21 protein-coding genes are annotated in these 23,939 nt (G+C 71.3%); 16 read left to right on the forward strand and 5 right to left on the reverse strand.

What is annotated here, in order from left to right; all coding sequences use genetic code 11:
- Window positions 1–12: 12 nt before the first annotated feature.
- Window positions 13–2,031, reverse strand: a complete 2,019-nt coding sequence (recG, locus tag ACE3OU_RS09025) for an ATP-dependent DNA helicase RecG (protein WP_374241255.1) — start codon at window positions 2,029–2,031, stop codon at window positions 13–15.
- Window positions 2,032–2,124: 93 nt separating this feature from the next.
- Window positions 2,125–2,505, reverse strand: coding sequence for a RidA family protein (locus ACE3OU_RS09030; protein WP_141351943.1), 381 nt, complete (start codon window positions 2,503–2,505; stop codon window positions 2,125–2,127).
- Window positions 2,506–2,789: 284 nt separating this feature from the next.
- Here ACE3OU_RS09030 and ACE3OU_RS09035 point away from each other — a divergent pair, with 284 nt between their 5' ends.
- From ACE3OU_RS09035 to ACE3OU_RS09045, 3 genes are all read left to right on the forward strand, one after another.
- On the forward strand, window positions 2,790–3,254 hold the full coding sequence (locus ACE3OU_RS09035; RefSeq protein ID WP_374241220.1) for a hypothetical protein: 465 nt from the start codon (window positions 2,790–2,792) through the stop codon (window positions 3,252–3,254).
- A gap of 384 nt (window positions 3,255–3,638) precedes the next feature.
- Complete coding sequence (locus ACE3OU_RS09040; RefSeq protein WP_374241221.1) at window positions 3,639–4,709, forward strand: YhcG family protein; 1,071 nt, start codon at window positions 3,639–3,641, stop codon at window positions 4,707–4,709.
- A gap of 136 nt (window positions 4,710–4,845) precedes the next feature.
- The gene (locus tag ACE3OU_RS09045; protein ID WP_374241222.1) at window positions 4,846–6,237 is read left to right on the forward strand and encodes an FAD-binding oxidoreductase; all 1,392 of its coding nucleotides are present in this window, start codon (window positions 4,846–4,848) and stop codon (window positions 6,235–6,237) included.
- 19 nt (window positions 6,238–6,256) lie between these two features.
- Here ACE3OU_RS09045 and ACE3OU_RS09050 read toward each other — a convergent pair whose 3' ends face one another.
- A complete protein-coding gene (locus tag ACE3OU_RS09050; protein WP_374241223.1) occupies window positions 6,257–7,513 on the reverse strand; it encodes a DUF1501 domain-containing protein in 1,257 nt (418 codons plus the stop codon).
- A 13-nt stretch (window positions 7,514–7,526) separates the two neighbouring features.
- Complete coding sequence (locus tag ACE3OU_RS09055; RefSeq protein ID WP_374241224.1) at window positions 7,527–9,143, reverse strand: DUF1800 domain-containing protein; 1,617 nt, start codon at window positions 9,141–9,143, stop codon at window positions 7,527–7,529.
- Between the two features lie 183 nt (window positions 9,144–9,326).
- Here ACE3OU_RS09055 and ACE3OU_RS09060 point away from each other — a divergent pair, with 183 nt between their 5' ends.
- Entirely contained in the window at window positions 9,327–12,896 is a 3,570-nt protein-coding gene (locus ACE3OU_RS09060; protein WP_374241225.1) for an indolepyruvate ferredoxin oxidoreductase family protein, read from the forward strand.
- A gap of 45 nt (window positions 12,897–12,941) precedes the next feature.
- Here ACE3OU_RS09060 and ACE3OU_RS09065 read toward each other — a convergent pair whose 3' ends face one another.
- Window positions 12,942–13,829 (reverse strand): PEP-CTERM sorting domain-containing protein, encoded by an 888-nt coding sequence (locus ACE3OU_RS09065; protein ID WP_374241226.1) that lies wholly within the window; start codon window positions 13,827–13,829, stop codon window positions 12,942–12,944.
- A gap of 364 nt (window positions 13,830–14,193) precedes the next feature.
- Between ACE3OU_RS09065 and ACE3OU_RS09070 the strand changes: the two genes are divergently transcribed.
- From ACE3OU_RS09070 to ccmI, 12 genes are all read left to right on the forward strand, one after another.
- The gene (locus ACE3OU_RS09070) at window positions 14,194–14,862 is read left to right on the forward strand and encodes a PEP-CTERM sorting domain-containing protein (RefSeq protein WP_374241227.1); all 669 of its coding nucleotides are present in this window, start codon (window positions 14,194–14,196) and stop codon (window positions 14,860–14,862) included.
- 63 nt (window positions 14,863–14,925) lie between these two features.
- Window positions 14,926–15,693: a trans-aconitate 2-methyltransferase gene (locus tag ACE3OU_RS09075; RefSeq protein WP_374241228.1), complete on the forward strand. Its 768-nt coding sequence runs from the start codon at window positions 14,926–14,928 to the stop codon at window positions 15,691–15,693.
- A gap of 144 nt (window positions 15,694–15,837) precedes the next feature.
- On the forward strand, window positions 15,838–16,524 hold the full coding sequence (locus ACE3OU_RS09080; protein ID WP_374241229.1) for a hypothetical protein: 687 nt from the start codon (window positions 15,838–15,840) through the stop codon (window positions 16,522–16,524).
- A gap of 130 nt (window positions 16,525–16,654) precedes the next feature.
- Window positions 16,655–17,269: a cytochrome c biogenesis heme-transporting ATPase CcmA gene (ccmA, locus tag ACE3OU_RS09085; protein ID WP_374241230.1), complete on the forward strand. Its 615-nt coding sequence runs from the start codon at window positions 16,655–16,657 to the stop codon at window positions 17,267–17,269.
- Window positions 17,266–17,931 (forward strand): heme exporter protein CcmB, encoded by a 666-nt coding sequence (gene ccmB, locus ACE3OU_RS09090; RefSeq protein ID WP_374241231.1) that lies wholly within the window; start codon window positions 17,266–17,268, stop codon window positions 17,929–17,931. The genes ccmA and ccmB overlap by 4 nt, the downstream gene beginning before the upstream one ends.
- Before the next feature lie 27 nt (window positions 17,932–17,958).
- A complete protein-coding gene (ccmC, locus tag ACE3OU_RS09095) occupies window positions 17,959–18,708 on the forward strand; it encodes a heme ABC transporter permease CcmC (RefSeq protein ID WP_374241232.1) in 750 nt (249 codons plus the stop codon).
- Window positions 18,705–18,905 carry a heme exporter protein CcmD gene (gene ccmD / locus ACE3OU_RS09100; RefSeq protein WP_374241233.1) on the forward strand — a complete coding sequence of 67 codons (201 nt, stop codon included), beginning with the start codon at window positions 18,705–18,707 and terminating at the stop codon, window positions 18,903–18,905. Before ccmC ends, ccmD begins: the two co-directional genes overlap by 4 nt.
- A gap of 36 nt (window positions 18,906–18,941) precedes the next feature.
- Entirely contained in the window at window positions 18,942–19,382 is a 441-nt protein-coding gene (gene ccmE, locus ACE3OU_RS09105) for a cytochrome c maturation protein CcmE (protein ID WP_374241234.1), read from the forward strand.
- A gap of 111 nt (window positions 19,383–19,493) precedes the next feature.
- Window positions 19,494–21,449: a heme lyase CcmF/NrfE family subunit gene (locus tag ACE3OU_RS09110; RefSeq protein ID WP_374241235.1), complete on the forward strand. Its 1,956-nt coding sequence runs from the start codon at window positions 19,494–19,496 to the stop codon at window positions 21,447–21,449.
- On the forward strand, window positions 21,446–22,036 hold the full coding sequence (locus tag ACE3OU_RS09115) for a DsbE family thiol:disulfide interchange protein (RefSeq protein WP_374241236.1): 591 nt from the start codon (window positions 21,446–21,448) through the stop codon (window positions 22,034–22,036). The genes ACE3OU_RS09110 and ACE3OU_RS09115 overlap by 4 nt, the downstream gene beginning before the upstream one ends.
- Window positions 22,033–22,539 carry a cytochrome c-type biogenesis protein gene (locus ACE3OU_RS09120; RefSeq protein ID WP_374241237.1) on the forward strand — a complete coding sequence of 169 codons (507 nt, stop codon included), beginning with the start codon at window positions 22,033–22,035 and terminating at the stop codon, window positions 22,537–22,539. The genes ACE3OU_RS09115 and ACE3OU_RS09120 overlap by 4 nt, the downstream gene beginning before the upstream one ends.
- Complete coding sequence (gene ccmI / locus ACE3OU_RS09125) at window positions 22,536–23,762, forward strand: c-type cytochrome biogenesis protein CcmI (RefSeq protein WP_374241238.1); 1,227 nt, start codon at window positions 22,536–22,538, stop codon at window positions 23,760–23,762. The genes ACE3OU_RS09120 and ccmI overlap by 4 nt, the downstream gene beginning before the upstream one ends.
- Window positions 23,763–23,939 lie beyond the last annotated feature (177 nt).

Raw genomic sequence — 23,939 nt, forward strand, 5'->3', positions numbered from 1 at the left:
TGAGCCCCGCCGTCAGGCCTTCAGCAGGTTGGCCCGGCCGCCGAACCAGCGGGCGGTGATCGCGTCGGCCACCCGCGGGGCGTCGCGGAGGATCTCCTCGGCGAGGCCGCGGGCGATGTCCACCAGCGCCGCGTCCTCCTCGAGGTCGGCGTAGCGGAGCAGCGGCACGCCGCTCTGGCGGGCGCCGATGAACTCGCCGGGGCCGCGGATGCGCAGGTCCTCGCGGGCGATCACGAAACCGTCGGTGTGCTCGTAGATGGCCTTCAGACGCTCGCGGCCGGCCTGGGACAGGGGCTGCGCGAAGATCAGGATGCAGGCCGACTGGTGCGCGCCGCGCCCCACCCGCCCGCGCAGCTGATGGAGCTGGGCGAGGCCGAAGCGCTCGGCGTGCTCGATGACCATCAGGCTGGCGTTGGGCACGTCCACGCCCACCTCGATCACCGTGGTCGCCACCAGCACCTTGAGCTCGCCGCTCACGAAGGCGTCCATGGTGGCCGACTTGACGTCGTTCTTGAGCCGCCCATGGACCAGCCCGACCGGCAGCTCGGGCAGCGCGGCGGAGAGCATCTCGAAGGTTTCCTCGGCGGTCTTCAGCTGCAGCGCCTCGGACTCCTCGATCAGCGGACATACCCAGTAGGCCTGACGCCCCTCCAGGCAGGCCGCGCGGACGCGCTGGATCACCTCGTCGCGGCGCGCCTCGGCGACCAGCTTGGTGATGATCGGGCTGCGGCCCGGCGGCAGCTCGTCGAGCACCGACACATCGAGGTCGGCGTAGTAACTCATCGCCAGCGTGCGCGGGATCGGCGTGGCGGACATCATCAGCATGTGCGGCGATTCGCCGGCCTGGCCCTTCTCGCGCAGGGCGAGGCGCTGGCGCACGCCGAAGCGGTGCTGCTCGTCCACCACCGCCAGGGCCAGGCCCGGCAGCGTGACCGGGTCTTCGATCAGCGCGTGGGTGCCCACCGCCAGCAAAATCTCGCCGGCGGCGAGGCGGGCCAGGGTGGCCTCGCGCTCCTTCTTCTTGCGGCTGCCGGACAGCCAGGCCACCTCCAGCCCCAGGGGCGCCAGCCAGCCGGCGAGCTTGCGGTAGTGCTGCTCGGCGAGGATCTCGGTGGGCGCCATCAGCACCGCCTGGCGGCCGTTCTCGGCGGCCTGCAGCATCGCCAGCGCCGCCACGCAGGTCTTGCCCGAGCCCACGTCGCCCTGCAGGAGGCGCTGCATCGGGTGGTCGGAGGCGAGGTCGCGGGCGATCTCGGCAAAGGCGCGGGCCTGGGCGCCGGTGAGGGCGAAGGGCAGCTGACCGAGGAGCTCGCGGGTCAGGGTGTCGCGCAGCGGCAGCCCCGGGGCGTTCTTGGCGCGGCGGGCGGCGTAGGCCCGGCGCAGGGATATCTGCTGGGCCAGCAGCTCGTCGAGCTTGATGCGCTGCCAGGCCGGGTGACCGCGGTCTTCGATGTCCACCAGCGCGATCGACGGCGGCGGCGCGTGCAGCAGGTGCAGCGCCTCGGGCAGGGAAGGCAGGTTGAGATTGCGGCGCAGCGCTTCGGGCAGCTCGTCGCGCACCCCGTTGTGACGCAGCGCGCCGGCAACCAGCTTGCGTAACGCCGACTGGGCGAGGCCGGCGGTGGTCGGATAAACGGGGGTCAGGCTCTCGGGCAGCGGCTCGCCGGCGGCCACCGGCTTGAGGCGCGGGTGGATCATCTCGGCGCCGAAGAAGCCGTCGCGCAATTCGCCAAAGATGCGCAGCCGGCTGCCCGCGGCCAGCTGCTTCTGCTGCTGGGGGTAGAAATGCACGAAGCGCAGCATCACCTCGCCGCTGACGTCCCGCGCCCGGGCCACCAGCTGGCGGCGCGGCGGCGGCGTGACCTCACAGGAGATCACCTCGACCTCGCACTGGGCCGGCACGCCCGGGCGCACGTCGGCGAGCATGGTGAGGCGGGTCTCGTCCTCGTAGCGCAGCGGCAGGTGAAGGATCAGGTCGGCCGGCGAGAACACGTCGATCTTCGCCAGCCGCTCGGCGAGCTGCGGCCCCACCCCCGGCCAGCCGCGGTGGACGGGCTTCTTCGGGGCGGCGGGGGCGCGTTCGGCGGGCGCGGGGCCAGCCGGCTCGACGACTTCGGCCAAGGCTCAGCCGATCACCAGGATCGCGTCGGCCTCGACCACCGCGCCGCGGGGCAGCTCCTTGACGCCGACGGCGGCGCGGGCCGGGTAGGGCTCGCTGAAGTAGCGGGCCATCACCTCGTTGACCTTGGCGAAGTTGGCCAGGTCGGTGAGGTAGATGTTGAGCTTGACCGCGTCGGCCAGGGAACCGCCGGCCGCCTCGGCCACCGCCTTGAGATTCTCGAACACGCGCACGGTCTGCGCCTCGAAGCCCTCGACCATCTGCATGGTGGCCGGGTCGAGGCCGATCTGGCCCGACAGATACACGGTGTTGCCGGCCTTGACGGCCTGGGAGTAGGTGCCGATGGCGGCGGGGGCGCTGGTGGTGGCGATGATCTGCTTGGACATGGAGTGACTCCGTGGGGTTGGACTGACTAATTTTACAGGCGGAATGGGAAGTGGGGGGCGTAGTCGGGTTAGCCCGAAGGGCGTGACCCGACACCGGGCGTGCCGCTCCGCACGGGTCGGAACACCGGAGACGATGGCGCGGCGGTATTGCTCGGGGATGTCGGGTTACGCTGCGCCGACCCGACCCACGAATTACCCAAAAAGCTTAGCATTAAGTAATATCCCCTGGCGCGCCAGAACAGCCGCATTTCGAGCCTATCCATTTCAAATTCAGGAACACCGCCATGGCCCAGAACCTCATCTCCCTCGATCTCACCGACAATCTGCCCAAGTTCGATGCCGCGCTGGATGCCATCGAGCAGGTGATGGATATCTTCGTGTCCCTCACGCCGGAGCAGGTGCGGCGGCTCACCAAGATCGGGGACAAGAGCGAGACCTTCTGCCGGCAGACCACGGCGATCCTCGAGCAGAACCAGCAGGCGGTGCCGCCGGGCTTCGACCTGGAAGAGCTGAAGCGCGACCTGGCCGCCTACGACGCGCTGCGCCCGCGGCTGCTGCGCCTGCAGGCCCTGACGGCCAAGTGCGCCGACACCCGGGTGGCCCTCGGCAGCGACATCCAGGCGGCGAGCTACGACGGTTACGGGCTGCTCAAGATGTTCGGCAAGGCCGACAACGTGGCGCCCCTGCAGGAGAGCATGCGCTCCAACGTCCGACGCAAATCGCCGGCCCCGGGCCAGGATGCGGCCTGAGCCTTCGGGGTGCTCCCGCTGGGCGGGGGGTGGCGTTTCATCGACGGAGGGTGGCCATCACCCTCCGTCGCCTCACTTTTAATCGGCCGAGGGTGGGCAGCAGCCTCGGCCGCCTCATTTTTAGGCGGCGGGGGGGGTCTCCGGGCCCCTCGGTCGCCTCATTTTTAGGCAAAACGGGGGCCCGGGAACCCTCGACTGCCTAATCCTTAGGCGACGTCGCCTCAAAATGAGGCAACTGAGGGTAACTCCGATCCCCCGGTATCACCTGACGGCATCCCCGAAAAGGCTTACGGCCAAGCGCCTTGGGGGCGGCGGTGCATGGTCGAGATTTCCGCCTGCGTCCTTCATACTCCCAGACACCACCAGAATCAGGAGATTTGCGCCATGAAGCCTCCCTCGATGGAATTCATGCCGCTGGTGAACGAGCTGCGCGGCCTGATCGAGCAGGCCCGCCAGCATGTCGCGCAGACGGCCAACAGCACGCTGACCTTGTTGCACTGGAAGCTCGGAGCCCGGACTCAGGGAGAAATTCTGCAGGGCGCACGAGCAAGCTATGGCGAAGAGATTTTGCCGACACTGTCGGCAAAATTGGTTCCCGAGTACGGCAAGGGCTTCAGTGCCCGGAACCTGTCCCGGATGATCCAGTTCGCCGAGGCCTTCCCCGACGAGCCGGTTGTCGCGGCGCTGTCGCAACACCTGAGCTGGAGCCACTTCGTCGAGATCCTGCCGCTCAAGAAGCCGCTCGAGCGCGAGTTCTACGCCGAGATGTGCCGCATCGAGCGCTGGAGCGTGCGCGCCCTGCGCGAGCGCATCGGCAGCCAGCTCTACCTGCGCACGGCGCTCTGCAAGCAGCCCGAAGCACTGGTCGATGCTGAGCTTGCCAGGCTGCGCGCGGGTGGCCAGATGACGCCCGAGCTGGTGTTCCGCGACCCCTACATGCTGGACTTCCTCGGCCTGGCCGACGGCCATAGCGAGCGTGACCTCGAAGCCGCGATCCTGCGCGACATGGAGCGCTTTCTGCTGGAGATGGGCGCCGGCTTCACCTTCGTCGCCCGCCAGAAGCGCATCAGCGTGGGGAGTGACGACTTCTATCTCGACCTGCTGTTCTACCACCGGCATCTGCGCCGACTGGTGGCGGTGGAGTTGAAGCTGGAGAAGTTCCAGCCCGCCCACAAGGGCCAGATGGAGCTGTACCTGCGCTGGCTCGACAAATACGACCGGGCCGCGGGCGAGGAGTCGCCCATCGGCCTGATCCTGTGCGCCCAGGCCGACACCGAGCAGATCGAACTGCTGGACCTCGGCAGCGCCAATATCCGGGTCGCCGAGTACCTGGACAAGATTCCCGACATGCAGCTGCTGCGCGAGCAGTTGCACCGCTCGGTGCAGCGGGCGCGCGAACAGGCCGCCCAAGACGCGTTGCCGCCCGCGGCGGGGCCCGATGAAAAAGGGCACTGAAGCTGACTCCCCAGCAGGAAACCCGCTCCCCTATGCCAAGCCCGCCCGCGCGCCTGCGGCGTTCCCGGATAGTGGTCGGCGGCGAAGCGCGCTAATCTTCCGCCTGCCCCTGACTCCTGACGCGCCCCAACCGACCATGCCCCTGCCCGCCCCCTTCTCCGCCCTGCTCGCCGAGCGCTTCGGCAAGCGCTTTTCCACCGCCGAGGCCGTGCGCACCCACCACGGCCACGACGAGTCCCACTTTCCCGACGCGCTGCCCGACGGGGTGGTGTGGGCCCATTCGACGGCCGAGGTGGTCGAGATCGTAAACCTGTGCCGCGAGCACCGCGTGCCGCTGATCCCCTACGGCGCCGGCAGCTCGCTGGAGGGCCACATCCTGGCGGTCAATGGCGGGCTGTGCCTGGATCTCTCCGAGATGAACCAGATCGTCGCCATCCACGGCGAGGACATGGACGCCGTGGTGCAGCCCGGCGTGACGCGCAAGACGCTCAACGCGGCGCTGCACGGCACCGGCCTGTTCTTCCCGATCGACCCGGGCGCCGACGCGTCGCTCGGCGGCATGGTGTCGACGCGCGCCTCGGGCACCAACGCGGTGCGCTACGGCACGATGCGCGAGAACACCCTCGGCCTCGAGGTGGTGCTGGCCGACGGGCGGGTGATCCGCACCGGCGGGCGGGCCCGCAAGTCGTCGGCGGGCTACGACCTGACCCGCCTGTTCGTCGGCTCGGAGGGCACCCTGGGCATCGTCACCGAGGTCACGGTGCGCCTGCACCCGCTGCCCGAGGCGATGTCGAGCGCCACCTGCGCGTTTCCCGACGTGGCCAGCGCGGTGCAGACGGTGATCCAGACCATCCAGCTCGGCGTGCCGGTGGCACGCATCGAGCTGCTCGACACCCTCACCGTGCAGGCCGTCAACCGCTACAGCAAGACCACCCTGCGCGAGGCCCCGATGCTGTTCTTCGAGTTCCACGGCTCGCCCACCGGCGTCGAGGAGCAGGCCCAGACGGTGCAGGAGATCGCCCGCGACAACGGCGGCGAGGGCTTCGAGTGGGCCACCCGCCAGGAAGACCGCAACCGCCTGTGGCACGCCCGCCACCAGGTGCTGCACGCCAGCATCAACCTGGTGCCCGATTGCAAGGCCATCTCCACCGACGTCTGCGTGCCGATCTCGCGCCTCGCCGAGGCGATCACCGGCACCCAGGACGACATCGCCGCCAGCGGGCTGATCGCCCCCATCGTCGGCCACGTGGGCGACGGCAACTTCCACGTGGTGATCCTCACCCACCCCGACCAGCCCGAGCAGGTGGAGGCCGCCGAAGCGCTCGGCCGGCGCATCGTCGAGCGCGCGCTGGCCCTCGACGGCACCTGCACCGGCGAGCACGGGATCGGCATCGGCAAGCAGGACTTCCTGCTCGCCGAGCACGGCGAGGCGGTGGCGGTGATGGCCAGCCTCAAGGCCACCCTCGACCCGCTCAACCTGCTCAACCCCGGCAAGGTGCTGCCGCCCGGCGTGGTGCAGGCGGCCTGAGCCCGGGCGCTGCCGGCGGCTAGGCCAGCAGCCCCAGCGGGGCCGGGGCCGGGAGCCCCGGAAAGACCAGCGCCTGCTCGCGGCCGGACAGCGTCAACAATTCGGCCAGCACCGGGCGGTGGTCGGTGGTGGCGGCCAGGTCGACGCCCTGGTCGAGGCGCGGCGTGTCCAGCCCCGGCCACGCGCCGAACATCCGCCCGCCGCGCACGCCGTCGCCGAGCACCAGCATCGCCGAGCCGTGGCCGTGGTCGGTGCCCTGGCTGCGGTTGGCCCGCAGGCGCCGGCCGAACTCGGTCATCACCACCACGCGGACGGGCCGCCCGGCGGCGGCCATGTCCTGGTGGAAGGCCGCCAGCCCCCGGGCGAGCGTGCCCACCAGGGCGTTGAAACGGCCCGGCTGGGCGTCGTGGGTGTCCCAGCTGGCGTGGTCGATGCACGCGACGCGCAGCCCCACGTCCATCCGCGCCAGCCGGGCAATCGCCTGCAGGCCCTGGGTGAAGCCGTTGTTGTCGTAAGCGGCCCCCGCCGGGGCGTAAGGGGCCGGACGGCCGTCCGGCAGGCGCGGCAGGCGGGCCTCCACCAGCGCGGAGCGCGCCAGCACGCCGGCGCCGGCGCGGCGCACCGGATCGGTGGCACCCGGCGGGTAGAGACGGCCGAGCACCGCGGCCGCCTCCCGCCCGCCGGCCAGCGGCAGGCCACCGGCGAGATCCGGCGCCGCCAGCGCATCGTCGAAGCGCGCCAGCGCTGCCGACACCCCCGCGTTGGCCGACAGGGCGGCGATGCGCCCGGCGGCGGCGCCCTCGCCGAGGGTGGCGAGATAGCGGGTCAGCCAGCCGGTGTCGGTGCGGGCATAGTCGGCCACGCTCACCACCCCGCGCTCGATCAGATCCTGGGCCTCGAAGTGGCTGCGGGTGGCGTTCTGCAGCCCGCAGGCGTGCAGCACGGCAAGCCGGCCGCCCTGGTACAGCTCGAACAACGGAGCGGCCTCGGGGTGGAGGCGGAAGTCGATGCCGTCGGCCAGCCCGTTGGCCAGCGCCAGTCCCGGCCGCTCGCCGCCATCGAGCACCCGCAGCTCGGGCGGGCGGGCCTCGACGTAGGCCTTCTCGTTGGCCGGCCCGACGAGGTTCAGCCCGTCGCAGCCGCCGCGCTGGAAGACCAGCACCAGCAAGGGCGGGGCAGGCCCGTCGGCAGCGAAGGCGAGCCGGCCGAGGCACAGCCCGGGGGCGAAGGCGCCGGCGGCGGCGCAGGCCTTGAGGAAATCCCGGCGGGTGGTCATCTCGTCGTCTCCGTCAGCAGGTCTGGAATTCGGCGCTCATCGCGGCAAACGCCGCCACGCGCCGCAGCAGGGCGGCGTCGGCGGGCTTTCCCGCGTCGAGGGGCCGCTCGGGCGGCACGGCGAGCCCGGCCAGGATGTCGGCGCCAACCTGCCCGGCGGCCGAGCCCAGCAGCCGGGCCGCGATGGCGTCCGCCGCCGGCCCGGCGGTGCGGGCCCCATCGACGAGCCCGCGCGGGTCGAGGCTGCCGTTGCCCCAGCGGTTCTCCATCAGGCCCTGGACCAGCTGCCAGCGCTGGCGCATGCCGTTGGCGCTCAGCCAGTAGGCGGCCTCCTCCGGATGGCCGGTGGGCGGCCCCCAGCCGAACAGGCGCTGCCCGGCCGCGGCGAGGGCGCCGACCAGCCCCTCGCTGGCGCTGAAGTCGCTGCCGGTGGCCCGCACGAAGGCCGCCGCGAGCTCCAGCGGACGGCGCACCCGGGCCCCGCCGCTGCGGGCGAAGTCGGGCGAGCGGGCGATCAGCTCGACGACCCGGGCGATCTGGTCGGGCTGGCGGCGGGCGCGCCACCACAGGTCGGCGGCCGCCGAGAGCAGCCTCGGCGAGGCGCCTTCGCCGACCAGCCGGCGGCACAGCTTGCCGCTCACGTGGCGGGCCGTGGCCGGGTGGTCGGCGATCAGGTCGAGCACCTTGCGGCCATCGGCCCGGGCCGGCTGGAAGGGGTCGAACTCCACGCCCAGCACGCGCTTCTGGTACGGGTCGTGCCACGACTCCACATAGGCGAAGCGCCCGCTGGCCGGCAGGCGGTCGGCCCCGCCGAGGCCGCTGCCGTCCTCCACGCCCCAGCCGGTGAAGGCCCGCGCGGCCTCATAGACGTCCTGGTCGATGAAACCGCCGGGTTGCCCCTTCAGCGCGCCGGGCACCTCGCGCCAGCGGTTGTAGAACTCGTTGAGGTAGTGCTCGCGACCGAAGCTGTGCAGCTCGAACAGCTCCCGCGCGTAGTTCTCGTTGGCGGCCCCGGCGCGGGACGAGCGGTTGTTGAGGTAGAACAGCATCGCCGTGCTGCCGGCGACGGCCTCGAGGAAGTCCCGGAAGTTGCCCAGCGCATGGCAGCGGATCACGTCGCGGTCGTAGGCGGGCAGCGCCACCGCCACCTGCACGGACTGGCTGGCATCCACGTTGAAGTGGTTGTGCCAGAAATCCACCAGCACCTCGCGCAGCTGCCAGCGGCCATGCACCGCGCGGATCAGGCACGCGGCGGCCACCTCGAGGCGCGGGCGGAAGCGCTCCGCCCCGGCCATCGGGCGCTTGTAGTCGGTGAGCGGCCAGAGGGCCTCGATGGGCGCGGCGAGGGTGGCGAGCGGGCGCAGCGCGTCGGCGGCCGGGTACTCGGGCGCCGGGGCCTTGCCCGCGTCGTAGCGGATGCGCAGGCGGGCGGCCTCGAGCCGGTCGCGGCAGGCCGGGTCGTCGCCGTCGGGGGGCGCCAGCTGCTCGGCAATCCACGCGGCGGGCCCCATATCGCGGAGCTGCGCGCGCTCGTCGGCCGGGCCGGCGCCGAAGGCCAGGCGGCCGAGGATCAGTTCGTCAGAGGGCGTTGCCGGGGTGTCGCCACCGCGTCCGGTTTTTCGCTTGGCCATCGCGGGCTTCCAGTCGTCATTCCGGAGGCAAGCATAAACGGAGCACTTTGCATGAGGCTTGCAGCCGGCTGGAACCGACACCGCCGGTTGGTATCAAATTGTCAGCAGCTTCGCCCGACACGGCGCATCTCCCCCGCGCCTGCCGATCCCGCAGTCGTCAGCCGATCATGCGAGGAGTTCACCATGGCCGAGCAGGACCCCCGCCCCGTCCGCAGCAGCTCCCTGGACGACAAATACACCACCGAATCCGGCCGCGTGTATCTCACCGGCTACCAGGCGCTGGTGCGCCTGCCGATGATCCAGCGGGAGCGCGACCGGGCCGCCGGGCTCAACACCGCCGGCTTCGTGTCCGGCTACCGGGGCTCGCCGCTGGGCGGGCTGGATCTCAGCCTGTGGAAGGCCGCCGACCATCTGGCCGAGCACGACATCGTGTTCCAGCCCGGCATCAACGAAGACCTGGCCGCCACCGCGGTGTGGGGCACCCAGCAGCTGGCCCTGTCGCCCAAGGCGCGGGTGCAGGGGGTGTTCGCGATGTGGTACGGCAAGGGGCCGGGGGTCGACCGCTGCGGCGACGTGTTCCGCCACGCCAACGCCGCCGGCAGCAGCAGGTTTGGCGGCGTGCTGGCGATCGCCGGCGACGATCACGCGGCCAAGTCGTCCACCCTGCCCCACCAGACCGACCACTTCTTCAAGTCGATGATGATGCCGGTGCTGGCCCCGGCCGGGGTGCAGGAGTACCTCGACTTCGGCGTGCACGGCTGGGCGCTGTCGCGCTGGTCGGGCTGCTGGGTGGCCTTCAAGGCGGTGGCCGACACCGTCGAGACCTCGGCCTCGGTGGACGTGGACCCGATGCGGGTGGTGGTGCGCGAACCCGACGACTTCGAGATGCCCGACGGCGGCCTCAACCTGCGCTGGCCCGACCCGCCGCTGGTGCAGGAGAAGCGCCTGCTCCACCACAAGCTCTACGCGGCGCTGGCCTACTGCCGGGCCAACGGGCTCAACCGGGTGGTGATCGACTCGCCGCAGCCGCGGCTGGGCATCATCACCGCCGGCAAGAGCTACCTCGACGTGCGCCAGGCCCTCGACGACCTGGGCATCGACGCGGCCCTCGCCGCCGAGATCGGCATCCGGCTCTACAAGGTGGGCATGGTGTGGCCCCTCGAGGCCGACGGGGTGCGCCGCTTCGCCGAGGGCCTCGACGAGATCCTGGTGGTCGAGGAGAAGCGCCAGCTCATCGAATACCAGCTCAAGGAAGAGCTCTACAACTGGCGCGAGGACGTGCGCCCGCGGGTGGTCGGCAAGTTCGACGAGAAGGGCGAGTGGGCGCTGCTGCGCGGCACCGGCGCCGACGGCCACATCGTGGTGGACCACGGCGACTGGCTGCTGCCCGCCGCCGGCGAGCTGACCCCGGCGATGATCGCCAAGGTGATCGCCGGGCGCATCGGGCGCTTCTTCACGTCGGAGCACATCGAGCAGCGGCTGGCCTTCCTGCAGGCCAAGGAGGCCCTGCTCGGCCACCGCGTGTTCGCCATCGACCGGGTGCCCACCTTCTGCCCCGGCTGCCCCCACAACACCTCGACCCGGGTGCCCGACGGCAGCCGCGCGGTGGCCGGCATCGGCTGCCACTACATGGTCAGCTTCATGCCCGACCGCCACACCGCCACCTTCAGCCACATGGGCGGCGAGGGGGTGCCGTGGGTCGGCCAGGCGCCCTTCACCGACGAGCGCCACATCTTCGCCAACCTGGGCGACGGTACCTACTTCCACTCGGGCATCCTGGCCATCCGCCAGGCGGTGGCGGCCTTCAACCGCCCGCGCCACGGCCGCCAGCCGACCAGCGGCATCACCTACAAGATCCTCTTCAACGACGCGGTGGCGATGACCGGCGGCCAGCCGGTGGATGGCGAGCTGGGCGTGCCCCAGCTGCTGCGCCAGCTGCAGGCCGAGGGGGTGGGCACCATCGTGCTCGTCACCGATGGCAGCGAGACGCCCTGGCGGGTGTCCGACCTCCCCCATGGCGTGCAGCTGCGCCACCGGGACGAGCTGGACGTGATCCAGCGCGAGCTGCGCACCCTGGCCGGCGTGTCGGTGATCGTCTATCACCAGACCTGCGCGGCCGAGAAGCGCCGCCGCCGGAAGCGCGGCACCTACCCCGACCCGCAGACCCGCGTGTACATCAACGAGGCGGTGTGCGAAGGCTGCGGAGACTGCGGCCGCGAGTCCAACTGCATGGCGATCCTGCCCGTCGAGACCGAGTTCGGCCGCAAGCGCCAGATCGACCAGTCGGCCTGCAACAAGGACTACTCGTGCATGAACGGCTTCTGCCCGAGCTTCGTCACCATCGAGGGCGGCCGCCTGCGCCACGGCCGCGCCCAGGCCGGCAAGGGCGAGCGCTTCGGCCCGCTGCCCGCACCCCGGCTTCCGGCCACCGACAAGCCGTGGGGCATCCTCGTCACCGGCGTCGGCGGCACCGGCGTGGTGACCATCGGCGCGCTGATCGGCATGGCCGCCCACCTGGACGGCAAGGGCGTCACCGTGCTCGACATGACCGGCCTCGCCCAGAAGGGCGGCTCGGTGTTCAGCCACATCCGCATCGCCGACCGGCCCGCCGACCTCCACGCGGTGCGCATCGCCACCGGCGAGGCCAACGCGGTGATCGGCGGCGACCTGGTCGTCACCGCCAGCGTCGACGCCCTCGCCAAGATGGCCGTCGGCACCCACGGGGTGGTCAATTGCTTCGAGACGCCCACCTCGGAGTTCACCCGCAACCCGGACTGGGCCTTCCCGCAAGACAAGATGCAGGCCGCCATCGTCGAGGCCGTCGGCCAGAAGAACTTCGATTTCCTCGACGCCGGCAGCCTCGCCACCAAGCTGCTCGGCGACGCCATCGCCACCAACCTGTTCCTGCTCGGCTACGCCTGGCAGCGGGGCTGGGTGCCGGTGAGCGAGGCTAGCCTCGACCGGGCCATCGAGCTCAACGGCGCCGCCGTCGAGATGAACCGCCAGGCCTTCCTGTGGGGCCGCCGCGCCGCCATCGACCTGGCCGCCGTGCAGCGCGAGGTGAGCCCGGCGCCGGTGATCCGCCTGCGCCCGGAGAGCCTGGACGAACGCATCGCCCGCCGCGCCGAAGAACTCACCGCCTACCAGGACGCAGCCTACGCCCGCCGCTACACCGACTTCGTGGCCCGGGTGCGCGCCGCCGAGGCTCCGCTGGGCAGCGAGGCCCTCACCGACGCGGTGGCCCGCAACTACTTCAAGCTGCTGGCCTACAAGGACGAATACGAAGTAGCCCGGCTGTTCGCCGACCCGGCCTTCCGTGCCGGCATCGACGCCCGCTTCGAGGGCGAATACACCCTGAGATTCCACCTCGCCCCGACCTTCCTGGCCCGTCCCGACCCGGACAGCGGACGCATCAAGAAGAAGGTCTTCGGCCCCTGGATGGAGACCGCGCTGCGCTGGCTCGCCAAGGCCCGCCGCCTGCGCGGCACCCCCTTCGACCCCTTCGGTTATCACCCGGAGCGCAAGGCCGAACGGGCGCTGCTCGCCCAGTACGAGGCCGACATCGGCGCCCTGCTGGGCGGCCTCGACGCCGAGGGGCTACGCCGCGCCGTCGCCCTCGCCCGGCTGCCCGAGGACATCCGCGGCTTCGGGCATGTCAAGGCGTGGTCGATGAAGAAGGCCGCCGAGAAACGCGCCGCGCTGCTGGCGCCGGCCGGCAAGCCTGGCCGGGAGGACGGCTCCCACGTGGCCTGACGCAAGGCTGCGGCCGCCCGGCGCACCCGGGCCAGGCCGCCAGGGTCAGGCCCGGCGCCTGCGGGTAAGGCCCAGCCCGGCCAGGCCAAGCAGCGCGAGCAGCGCCGCGGCCGGCTCGGGCACCCCGAAGACATCGCCGTCGGCCACCGCCCACGCCTGCCAGTAGGCATCCAGGCGGCCGGTGTAAAACTGGTTGCCCTCGTGCCAGTCGAAGGCCCACGCCGCCGGCACGCCCGGCAGCGCAGTGCCGGTCCAGAACTCGGCCATCTCCGTGGCGTAGGGGAAGGGCACAGCCGCGGACAGGAAGGGGCCGTAGTTCTTGTCGAGATCCGAGTGCTTCCACAGCGGGTCGTAGGGGTTGGGCAAGGCCTGGGGGCAGCGCGTCGGGTGCAGATCGTCTGCCAGACACATGCCGTGGTTGCCCAGCTCCACGTAGAACAGGTAGGCCAGCTCGGAGGGCCGGCTGGTGGTCGGGTCGGCCGGGTCCTTGTGGCCGGCGTCGGTCGTCCCGTTGTTGCTGTAGGCGTAATCGAAACTGCTGCCGTTGAGCGGCGTCACCTCCGGCAGGCGCCAGCTCGACACGCCGCCGACAACCAGCTGGTCGGCCCAGGCCACCGCGCCATACCAGCTCATCAGGCCGGTGTAGGCGCTGCCCGACGTGGTCTTCTGGAAATCGGCCTCCGTAAGGGCGTGCCCGGCAACGGAGCCCACCGCCGCGATGATCTCGTCGCGCCGGGCATCGCTCAGCTCGGTCCGGGCGTAGCGTGCCTGCTGCAGCCAGGTCAGGTTCAGCTCCGGATCATAATAAGCCGCGCCGCCCCACCTCGACACCAGGCTGGCGTCCGCCACCGCGGGCGCCAGCGCCCCGCACAGGGCAAGCGCCAGGCCCGCCAGACGGCAGCCCCCCACCTCAGTCCCACGACCTCGCCTCATGATGCCCTCCTCTCCCCGACGCCCGTGGCAGGACACCGTCCGGGCCGGCCGGAAACCCATCGCGGATACCCCGGCTCTCCTTCAGGCTAGCCGCTTTCCACGGAATAACCACCCGACATCCTTTAATTTTCGTGTCGGACGGGGGCATTCATCGGCAACTGTGAATTTTCGTGCTGCGCTGGCGGTTCGATGCCGGAGCGACTACTTTTCAGACGACACCGCCTCGTTCGATGCGCATCGGGTCACAAGACCGAGTGCGCCCGGCAAAGCCCGGGCATGAGGGCAGCCGGTGCCGCCGGAGCAGGCGCCGCCCACCTCGCCCGCCCGTGCTTCCGCTTCCCGCCAACACCGCGAAGGAGACATCATGAAGCAGCTCAATCGATGGCTTGCGTGCCTGGCCCTGCTGTTGCTGCCGATGGCCGCATCGGCCGGCCTCAAGTTCAAGGACTGCACCGGCGCGGGGCATCTCCTGTTCAAGGAATACCTCGTCTCGGGCAGCGCCGGCACGCCCTTCAACGAGTTCCGGATGTTCACCCAGGAGAACACCTGCGGGCTCGACGTCTGGGACCTCACCCTCAGCGAAGCGCAGCAGGTGTCGTCCGACAACGGCGTGACGGTGTTCTCCACCCTCTACGACGGCGGCTTCGCCGGCCTCCTCAATGCGCCCGCCAGCTACGCCATGTGGACGGTCAGCGGCACCGGCACGACGACCCTCGACAGCAACGACAACAGCGTCCATACGGTGATGAACCTCGTCGGCGTCAGCCTCACCGACCCGTCGATGGTCGAGCGCCTGCTGCTGGGCTTCGATGTGCGCTACAGCGCCACCCCGGCGGGCAACGAATGCCTCGAGTGGGCCAGCCAGCCCTGCACGTCCTACGCCTATCAGGGCGGTGACATCGCCTACGGGCCGTCCGGCAGCCACGACGGGGCCATCCGCTTCGAGGTGATCCCCGAGCCCGCCACCGGCCTGCTGCTCGCCGCCGGCCTGGGCGGCCTGGCCCTGCGCCGGCGGCCGCCCCGGCAGTGCTGACGCACCTGGGCAAAGGTCCGGCACGGCCCCCATGACGGCATGGCGGCGGGTTAAACTCCCGCCATGCCCCCTGCCCTCAAAGCCCTCCTCGCCCAGCTCGCCGGCGGCCTGCTGGCCTTCGGCGCGGCCCGCGCGGGCCTGTTGCCGGTGGGCCTGTGGCCGCTGATCGTGGTGCAGGCCGTCGGCGCGGCCAGTGCGGCCATCGCGCTGCGGAGCGCCCCCTGGTGGCGCGGGATCCACCTGGGCTTCGCGCCGCTGGTCGCCGGCGCGCTGCAGCTGGGCATCGCGCCGGGCTGGTATCTGGCCGCCTTCGTGGCGTTCGCGCTGGTGTATTGGAGCAGCTTCCGCACCCAGGTGCCGCTGTTCCTGTCCAACCCGCAGACCGCCGAGGCGGTGGCCGGCCTGCTGCCCGACGACTACCCGGCCCGCCTGCTCGACCTGGGCAGCGGCACCGGCTCGCTGCTGCGCCCCCTCGCCCGGCTGCGCCCCGACTGCCGCTGCGAGGGCATCGAGGCGGCCCCCGCGCCCTACCTGCTATCCCGCCTGCTGTCCCGCCGGCAGCCCAACATCTACCTGGCCCGCGGCGATTTCTGGCAACTGCCGTGGACCGACTATGATGTGGTGTATGCCTTCCTGTCGCCGGTGCCCATGCCGGAGGTGTGGCGCAAGGCCAGCGCCGAGCTGCGCCCGGGCAGCCTGCTGGTGAGCAACAGCTTTCCGGTCGAGGGCGTCACCCCCGACGCAGTGATCGACGTGCCCGACCGCCGCCGCACCCGGCTCTACCTCTACCACCCCGCCGGCCCGGCTCCCACGCCGCACCGGCGCCCCTGAGGCCAAGGCCCCCCGGCCGCGGGCAAGTGCTTGCCGGCAAAAGGGAATTGAAAGGCAATCCGCCCTCAATTCCGCCCCCCGCCCGGCCGTAAAGGCGGCAATAATGGCATCGTCGCGCATGGCATCCAGCGAGAGGTAAACAGCATGTCCCAGATCATCTGCATCATCGGCAACAAGGGCGGCACCGGCAAGACGACCCTGTCCCACATGCTGTGCCAGGGTTTCGGGCTGCTCGGCCAGCGCTCCGCCTGCGTGCTCACCGACACCTTCCGCGAGCCGCTCTCGCCGGACGGGCGCCGCTACGTCACCGCCGACGCGCGCACGCCGGAGGCCCTGCACAAGGTTGCCGGCAAGCTGCGCAGCATGCAGGGCTGGATCGGCGTGATCGACGGCGGCGGCAACCGCGCCGAGGTCGACCGCCAGCTCGACGGCCTGTGCGACCTGGTCCTGCTGCCCTTCCGCGACTCCCACGAAGACCTGCGCACCGTGCTGCGCGACCTCGAAACCTTCCCCCACGCCTACGCCCTGCCCTCCCAGTGGCCCACCAACGCCTGGCAGCGCGACGCTGCCGACCGCAACGTGGCCCAGCTGCTCGGCAACTACCGCGACCGCCTGCTGCACCCGGTGCCCAGCCTGTCGGCCTCCAAGCTGCTGCTGCAGAAGCACATCCCCGACAGCCTGCCCTCCAACCTCGGCAACGCCTGCCGGGCCCTGGCACGGCAGGTGATGGCGATCATGGAGGTGGCGAGCCCGGCCGCCGAAGCCAAGGCTCCCGGTGCCCGCCCCGGCCTCCAGGCGGCCGACGCCTACGCCGGCAGCGCCCACCCCTGACCAACCGGCCCGCCCGGAGCCGGCCGCGCCCCCCGCCCCGGGGGCCGGCTTTCCTTGATCCATACGGTTTACCCACCCTGCCCCCTCGGGCAGAATGCGCCGGACTTCGACTCCCCGGTGTGCCCTCCCGATGCTCCAAGCCCACGGCCTTGCCTGTGATCGCGGTGACCGCCGCCTGTTCTCCGGCGTGGACTTCACCGTCCCGGCGGGGCAGTGGCTGCAGATCGAGGGGGCCAACGGCGCCGGCAAGACCAGCCTGCTGCGCATCCTGGCGGGGCTGGCCGGGGCGGCCGATGGACACGTGACGTGGGACGGCCGACCGGTGGCCGAGGCCCGCGACGAATTCCACGCCCAGCTCCTCTACCTGGGCCACGCGCCGGCGATCAAGGACGACCTGTCGGCCCTCGAGAACCTGCAGAGCGCCGCCGCGGTGGCGGGCCGCCCCCTCGCCGAGGCCGACGCCCTCGCCGCGCTCGGCCGCCTCGGCCTCGCCGGCCGCGAGGACCTGCCCAGCCGGGTGCTGTCCCAGGGCCAGCGGCGGCGCGTCGCGCTGGCCCGCCTGCTGTGCAGCGGGGCCCGGCTGTGGGTGCTCGACGAGCCCTTCGTGGCCCTCGACGTGGCGGCGGTCGAGCAGCTCTGCGCGATCCTCGACGAACACCTCGCCGGGGGTGGCCTGCTGCTGTTCACCAGCCACCAGGCGGTGCGGCTGGCCGCCCCCGGCAACAGCCTGAGGCTGGGCCGATGAACGCCTTTGTCGCCATCGTCCGCCGCGACCTGCTGCTCGCCGCCCGGCGCAAGAGCGAGGTGCTCACGGCGCTGTTCTTCTTCATGATCGTGGTCAGCCTGTTCCCCCTCGGGATCGGGCCCGAGACCGCCATGCTGCGGCGGATTGCGCCGGGCGTGCTGTGGGTCGCGGCGTTGCTGGCGGCGATGCTGTCCCTCGGCCGCCTGTTCGCCGCCGACCATCAGGATGGAACTCTCGAGCAGATGGCCTTGTCTCCCACTCCGCTGGCCGTGCTGGTGAGCGGCAAGGTGCTCGCCCACTGGCTCACCTCGGGCCTGCCGCTGGTGCTGCTGGCGCCGGTGCTGGGGCTGCAGTTCGACCTCTCGGCCCGGGCGCTGGGAGTGCTGATGCTGTCGCTGCTGCTGGGCACGCCCATCCTGTCGCTGATCGGCGCGATCGGCGCGGCGCTCACGCTGGGCGTGCGCGGCGGCGGCGTGCTGCTGTCGCTGCTGGTGCTGCCCCTGTATATTCCGGCGCTGATTTTTGGCGCCGGCGCGGTCGAGGCCGACCTGGCCGGCCTCGGCGCCGGCGGGCACCTGTCGCTGCTCGGCGCGCTGCTGGCGCTGGGCCTGTTCTTTGCCCCCTGGGCCGCCACCGCCGCGCTACGCGTCGCCCTCGAATAACCCCGACTCCCGACCTCCACACCCGCCATGAGTCAGCGCCTCATCAACTGGTTCAAGTTCGCCTCGCCGGCCAGCTTCTACCCCCTCGCCGGCAGGCTGTGGCCGTGGTTCGCCGCGCTGGCCGCGGCCTTCTGCGCCGCCGGGCTGTGGATCGGCTTCTTCGTCGCGCCCACCGACTTCCAGCAGGGCGAGGGCTACCGGATCATCTTCATCCACGTGCCGGCCTCGTGGATGTCGATGTTCATCTACTGCGTGATGGCCTTCTGGGCCGCCATCGGCATCACCTTCAACACCCGCCTGTCGGGGATGATGAGCGCCGCGCTGGCCCCCACCGGCGCGCTGTTCGCCTTCCTGTCGCTGTGGACCGGCGCCCTGTGGGGCAAGCCGATGTGGGGCGCCTGGTGGGTGTGGGACGCGCGGCTCACCTCCGAGCTGATCCTGTTCTTCCTCTACCTGGGCTACATCGCCCTCACCTCGGCCATCGACGACCCGCGCCGGGCCGACAAGGCCGGCGCCATCGTCGCGCTGGTGGGGGTGGTCAATGTGCCGATCATCTATTTCTCGGTGAAGTGGTGGAACACCCTGCACCAGGGCGCCTCGGTGTCCCTCACCAAGGCCCCCAGCATGGCCACCACGATGCTGTGGGGCATGCTGCTGATGGCGCTGGCCTTCTGGATGTACAGCATCGCGATGAGCCTGTACCGGGTGCGGGCGATCATCCTCGAGCGGGAACACCACGCCGGCTGGGTGGCCGAGCTTCCGGAGATGCAGCGATGAACTGGGGCAGCGCCGCCGAATTCCTTGCGATGGGGGGCTACGGCCTCTACGTGTGGGGCAGCTTCGGCGTGACGGCCGCGGCCCTGCTGATCGAGGCCCTGCTCGCCAGGAAGCGCCTCGCCGACACCCGCCGCCAGCTGCGCCGGGAACTCGCCGCCGACCGGGCGGCTCTCAACGGGCACGCCGGCCGCCGCTGAACCGGGCAGCCCCTGCCGATCACCCAGGACGATCCCATGAAACCCCGCCAGAAACGCCTCGCCATCGTCGTCGGCGGCCTCGCCGCCCTCGGCATTGCCGCCGCACTGATCCTCAACGCCTTCCAGAGCAACCTGGTGTTCTTCTTCACGCCGACCCAGGTGGCCAGCGGCGAGGCGCCCAAGGGCCGGGCCTTCCGCATCGGCGGGCTGGTGAAGGTGGGCAGCCTGGAGCGCAGCGACATCACCGCGCGCTTCGTCGTCACCGACACCGCCCGCGAGATCCCGGTGAGCTACAAGGGCATCCTGCCGGACCTCTTCAGCGAGGGCAAAGGCGTGGTCGCCCAGGGCAGCCTCGGGCCGGACGGCCTGTTCACCGCCACCGAGGTGCTCGCCAAGCACGACGAGAACTACATGCCGCCCGAAGCCCAGGCCGCGGTCGACAAGGCCCACGAGGCGTCACGGACCTTGAAGCAGTGAAGCGTGAGGGGAGAGGCGTGAGGAGGCCTTGTTTTGGCCTCGTGCGCTCCCGATTCGCCTGATCACGCCTTACGCCTCCCGCCCAACTCCCACCTCCTTACCCAGACAACCATGATCCCGGAAATCGGCACCTTCGCCCTCGTCCTCGCCCTGCTGGTCGCCCTGGTGCAGGGCACGCTCCCGCTGATCGGCGCCCAGCGCGGGGTGGCGGCCTGGGTCCAGCTTGCGCGGCCGGCCTCGGCCACGCTGTTCCTGCTCATCGCCATCGCCTTCGGCTGCCTCACCGCGAGCTTCGTCGGCAATGACTTCTCGGTGCTCTACGTGGCCCAGCACTCCAACTCGCGGCTGCCGCTCGAATACCGCATCGCCGGCGTGTGGGGCGGCCACGAGGGCTCGCTGCTGCTGTGGGTGCTGATGCTGTCCCTGTGGGGGATGGCGGTGTCGGCCTTCTCGCGCAGCCTGCCCGACGACATGGTGGCGCGGGTGCAGGGCGTGATGGGCCTGGTGGCGGCGGGCTTCCTGCTGTTCATCCTGCTCACCTCCAGCCCCTTCGAGCGCCTGCTGCCCGGCGCCGACGACGGACGCGACCTCAACCCGCTGCTGCAGGACCCGGGCCTGATCTTCCACCCGCCGATGCTCTACATGGGTTACGTGGGCTTCTCGGTGGCCTTCGCGTTTGCCATCGCCGCGCTGCTGTCGGGCCGGCTGGATGCCGCCTGGGCGCGCTGGTCGCGGCCATGGACCACCGCGGCGTGGATCTTCCTCACCCTGGGCATCGGCCTCGGCTCGATCTGGGCCTACTACGAGCTGGGCTGGGGCGGCTGGTGGTTCTGGGACCCGGTCGAGAACGCCTCCTTCATGCCCTGGCTGGTGGGCACCGCGCTGATCCACTCGCTGGCCGTCACCGAGAAGCGCGGCAGCTTCAAGAACTGGACGGTGCTGCTGGCGATCGGCGCCTTCTCGCTGTCGCTGCTGGGCACCTTCCTGGTCCGCTCGGGGGTGCTGAGCTCGGTGCACGCGTTTGCCTCCGACCCCAAGCGCGGCGTGTTCATCCTGATCTTCCTGGCGGTGGTGGTGGGTTCGTCCCTCACCCTGTTCGCCTGGCGGGCGCCCAAGGTGAGCCTCGGCGGGGCCTTCGCGCTGGTGTCGCGGGAAACCCTGCTGCTGATCAACAACGTGCTGCTGCTGTGCGCCGCCGGCGCGGTGATGCTCGGCACCCTGTACCCGCTGGTCCTCGACGCCCTCAACCTGGGCAAGCTGTCGGTGGGCCCCCCGTACTTCAACGCGGTGTTCGCGCCGCTGATGGTGCCGGTGCTGTTCCTGATGGCCGCCGGGCCGGTGGCGCGCTGGAAGCAGGCCCGCATTGCCGACATCATCCGCCCACTGCGCGCGGCGCTGGCCATCGCGGCGTTGGCCGGCGTGGCGCTGCCCTTCGCCGCCGGCGAGTGGTCGGCCGGGGTGGCGCTGGGCCTTGCGCTGGCGGTGTGGATCATCGGCGCCTCGCTGCTGCAGATCGCCGCCCGCCTCAAGTCGGGCCTGCCGCCGCTGGCCTTCTGGGGCATGCACGTGGCCCACGTGGGCATCGCGGTGTGCGTGGTCGGCATCGTGATGGTCAAGCACTACGAGACCGAGCGCGACGTGCGCATGGCCCCCGGCGACACCGTGGCAGCCGGCCACTACACCATCCGCTTCCTCGGCGTCGAGGGGGTGGAAGGCCCCAACTACAGCGCCGCCCGCGGCAACCTGGAGCTGCTCGAAGACGGCAAGGTGCTGATGCCGCTGCACCCCGAGAAGCGCAAGTACCTGTCGTCGGCGATGCCGATGACCGAGGCCTTCATCGACCCGGGCCTGACCCGCGACATCTACGTCTCGCTGGGCGACCCGCTCGAAGGCAACGACGGCGCCTGGAGCGTGCGCGTGTATTACAAACCCTTCGTCAGCTGGATCTGGGGCGGCGTGGTGATGATGGCCCTGGGCGGCCTCCTCGCCGCCGCCGACCGCCGCTACCGCCTCACCGCCAAGGCTGCCCGGGCTGCGCGCCTGGCCGGCCAGGGAGCCGCCTCTTGAAACGTTTCCTGATCCCCCTCGCCGTCTTCCTCGTCCTGGTGGTCTTCCTCGCCGTCGGCCTCAAGCGCGACCCGCGGGAGGTGCCCTCGCCGCTGGTCGGCAAGCCGGCCCCCGAGTTCCGCCTCGACACCCTCACCCCGGGCAAGCAGTTCTCGCCCGCCGACATGCGTGGCCAGGTGTGGCTGCTCAACGTGTGGGCCTCGTGGTGCGTGTCGTGCCGGGCCGAGCACCCGCTGCTGGTGGCCTTCTCGAAGCAGGGTGGGCTGCCCATCGTCGGCCTCAACTACAAGGAGCTGCGCGGCGACGGCGAGATCGACATGAAGAAGGTTCCCGCCGGCGAAGAACCCGCCCTGGTACGCCAGCGCGCCGGCGCCTGGCTGGCCCGCCACGGCGACCCCTACGCCCTGTCGGTGCTCGACCTGGACGGCCGGGTCGGCATCGACTACGGCGTGTATGGCGTGCCCGAGACCTACCTGATCGACAGGAAGGGCATCATCCGCTTCAAGCAGATCGGCCCGATCACCCCCGAGGCGCTGGAGCAGAAGATCCTCCCGCTCGCCAAGCAGCTCGCCGGGGAGGCCCCATGACGCGCACCCTCGCCCGGCTCCGCGCCGGTCTCCTCACCGCCGCCCTGCTGGCCGGCGCCGGTGCCAGCCTCGCCGCCGACGCCACCCCGATGGCCGAAGATCCGGCCGTCGAGGCCCGCATGGTCGCCATCTCCGAGGAGCTGCGCTGCCTGGTGTGCCAGAACGAGAGCCTCGCCGCCTCCCGCGCCGAGCTGGCCGAAGACCTGCGCCGCGAGGTCCGCAAGCTGATCCGCGACGGCAAGTCCGACCCCGAGATCCGCGACTACCTGGTGGCCCGCTACGGCGACTTCGTGCTCTACCGCCCGCCGGTCAAGCCGACCACCTGGCTGCTGTGGTTCGGCCCCTTCGCGCTCCTCGCGGGCGCGCTGGCCGGCCTCATCGCCTACCTGCGCCGACGCGGTGCCAGGGCTGCCCCCGCCACCCTGTCCGCCGCCGACAAGGCCGCCGCCGAAGCCCTCCTCGCCGATCCGGCCCCCGACCACCGACCGAAACCCAAAGCATGACCCCCTTCTGGATCAGCACCGGCCTGCTCACCCTCCTCGTCCTCGCCCTGCTGTGCTGGCCGCTGCTGCGCCGGCGGAGCGGCGACGGCGCCTCGCGCCGGGCCATCAACACCGCCATCTACCGCGACCAGCTCGCCGACCTGGAGCGTGACCTGGCCAGCGGCGCGCTGTCCCAGGCCGACTACGCCGGCGCCCGCGAGGAGATCGAACGCCGGGTGCTCGAAGACGTCGCCGCCGACACGGCCCCCACCGATACCGCCCCGCGCCGCCTGCCCCGCACCGCGCTGGCCCTGGCCGTCACGCTGCCGCTGGCCGCCGCGCTGCTCTACGTGGTGCTCGGCACCCCGGCGGCCCTCGACCCCGCCGCCCGGCAAGGCCCGCAGGCCTCCGCCGCCGAGATCGAGAAGATGGTGGCCACCCTCGCCGCCAAGCTCGAAAAAGACCCCGGCAACCTCGAAGGCTGGGCCATGCTCGGCCGCAGCTACCTGGTGACCGGCCGCCTGGCCGAGGCCGCCAAGGCCTTCGACAAGGCCGGCCCGGCGATGGAAGCCAGCACCGAGCTGATGCTGCAGGTGGCCGAGCTGTCCGCCGAGCTCAACGAAGGGCGCATCGAAGGCCGCGGCCGCGAGCTCCTCCAGCGCGTGCTGAAGGCAGAGCCGCAGAACCCCCAGGCCCTCGTGCTGGCCGGCACCGACGCCTTCTTCCGCCAGCAGTACGCCGACGCGGTGCGCCACTGGGAGGCCGTGCTGGCGCAGCTGCCGCCGGGCAGCCCCGACGCCCAGAACCTCACCGCCGGCATCGAGAAGGCCCGCAGCCTGCAGGGCGAAGCGCCGGCGGGCGCCCGGGCCCGCGCCGAAGCCAAACCCCCGGCCGCCGCCGGCAAGACGGTGAGCGGCCGCGTGACGCTCGCCCCGGCCCTGGCCGGCAAGGCCTCGCCCGACGACGTGGTGTTCATCTTCGCCCGCGCCGCCGAGGGCCCGCGCATGCCCCTCGCCGTGGTGCGCACCCGCGTCGCCGACCTGCCGCAGGACTTCACCCTGGACGACAGCATGGCCCTCAGCCCCGAGTTCAAGCTCTCGTCCGCCGGCACCCTGCGCATCGAGGCCCGGGTGTCCAAATCCGGCGACGCCACCGCCCGCCCCGGCGACCTCCGCGGCGAGAGCGGCCCGGTGCAGCCCGGGGCCAGCAAGCTCGGCATCGTCATCGACACGCGGGTCGAATGAAACACCCCGGGCCGGCCATAGGCTGAGCCTATGCCACCGATGGCCATCTTAAATTGGCGCGATGGCCGGCGCTCCCTTAACATGGGGCATCGATACGGTCTGGGCGCTGCACTCAAGGCGCCCGCCGTTTCGGTCGATAAGCCTTGAACGGTGCGCCGGGACATAAAAACCCCCAAT

Source organism: Zoogloea sp. (genome assembly GCF_041908905.1).
Lineage (GTDB): Bacteria > Pseudomonadota > Gammaproteobacteria > Burkholderiales > Rhodocyclaceae > Zoogloea.